Below are 1,699 nucleotides of genomic sequence, written 5' to 3' on the forward strand. Positions count from 1 at the left end.
GCCGGCAGCACCAGCTGGAGCAGCCGTGACGATTCAATGGCCTGGGACACATCGTCGTCGTCGACGAGGGCGAAGCTGGCATAAGACAGGGCGGCGAAGGTGCTGGATGCGGCTGCGGCTGAAGCAGCGAGCTGGTCTGGAGATGCTGCCGGCGTGCGCACCGCCTGCACCGCAACAGCCACATTCGCCTTGAAATGCACCAGCAGGTCTGCCGGGTATTGCACGACCCAGACGGGCTTGTTTTGTTGAAGTCCCCGCCAGGCCGCCGCGAGTTCGTCGCGCTCGGCCACTTTTGGGCTTTGTGACTCGGCAATCTGCAGCCCCGCCACGGCGTCATCAATGCACCGTTCCAGCGCAGGCCGGGCTGCTTTGGCAGCCGCCTGAAGACAGGATTGAAGGACGTCAGGTTGCGAAGCCATCGAGGAGTTCGGGAAAATTGGTATTAATCACATTTGCCGGCCGGCTTGCAACCGATCTGTGGCCGGAGAGGGGGGAGACGCTAGCGTAAGGGCCAACCGCGATTTCATTGAAGTACTTGCAAAGTGTTTCACTTGGTTTCCAACGCATACATATGAATTACAGGGTTTTTGACACGGAACGGTCCGTAACCAGCCTTTAAATCCCGCGAATGGCGATGAGCGGCCGGTTTTGCAAGATCGGCGGCCCTTTGTAAAGGTCAGTTTGGCGCAACACCTCCGCAAGCTCAGGGGTTATCAACGCCTGACCGGCTGTCATTCGCCATGGGGGCGCACCGGCGCCAGCGGGTCGAACCCGGATTTTCAAGAGTATTTGGCCTGCAGGCCAATAACAGCTTGCGCCAACAGCTATCAATTCAGTAGCAAATTGACTCTGTCAGGCACAGGCTGCAGCAGGCGCAAGCCCCCGTCCGCACCCCTGCCGCAGACTTAACGGCACAAGCCGGCTTTTACCTTCAGCCGCCAGGCGTGCAGCAGCGGCTCGGTGTAGCCACTGGGTTGCTCCAGGCCCTTGAAGACCAGGTCGCACGCCGCCTTGTAGGCCRCCGACGTCTCGAAGTTGCCCGCCATTTTTTTGTAGAGGGGGTCGCCGGCGTTCTGGCCGTCGACCACGGCGGCCATCCGTTCAAAGGTTTCCTTGACCTGCGCTTTCGTGACCACGCCGTGCAGCAGCCAGTTGGCGATGTGCTGACTGGAAATGCGCAGCGTGGCGCGGTCTTCCATCAGGCCAACGTTGTGGATGTCGGGCACCTTGGAGCAACCCACACCCTGGTCGATCCAGCGGACCACATAGCCGAGGATGCCCTGGGCGTTGTTGTCCAGCTCCTGCTGCTTCTCGGCAGGCGTCCATTGGGCGTCGGGCGAGACCGGCACCAGCAGCAGCTCGGGCAGCAGGCGGGCGATTTCGGACTTCAGGTCGACCGTCTTCTCGATGTCTTTTTGCACCGCCGCCACATTGACCTGGTGGTAGTGCAGCGCGTGCAGCGTGGCGGCCGTGGGCGACGGGACCCAGGCCGTGTTGGCGCCGGCCTGCGGGTGCGAGATTTTGGCCTTGAGCATGTCGGCCATCAAGTCGGGCATGGCCCACATGCCCTTGCCGATCTGGGCGCGGCCGCGCAGGCCGCAGGCCAGGCCGACCAGCACGTTGCTGCGTTCGTAGGCGCTGAGCCACGGGCTGATTTTCATGTTGCCCTTGCGGATCATCGGGCCGGCCTGCATGGCCG

At 62.2% G+C, this 1,699-nt stretch carries 2 pseudogenes; both read right to left on the reverse strand.

Annotated features, from left to right (window positions below):
* Window positions 1–419, reverse strand: a pseudogene (locus AC1D1X_RS22545) (DUF1631 family protein); the annotation flags it as partial.
* A gap of 486 nt (window positions 420–905) precedes the next feature.
* Window positions 906–1,699, reverse strand: a pseudogene (locus tag AC1D1X_RS22550) (malate synthase G); the annotation flags it as partial.

It is taken from the genome of Polaromonas sp. P1_G4, from assembly GCF_056405475.1.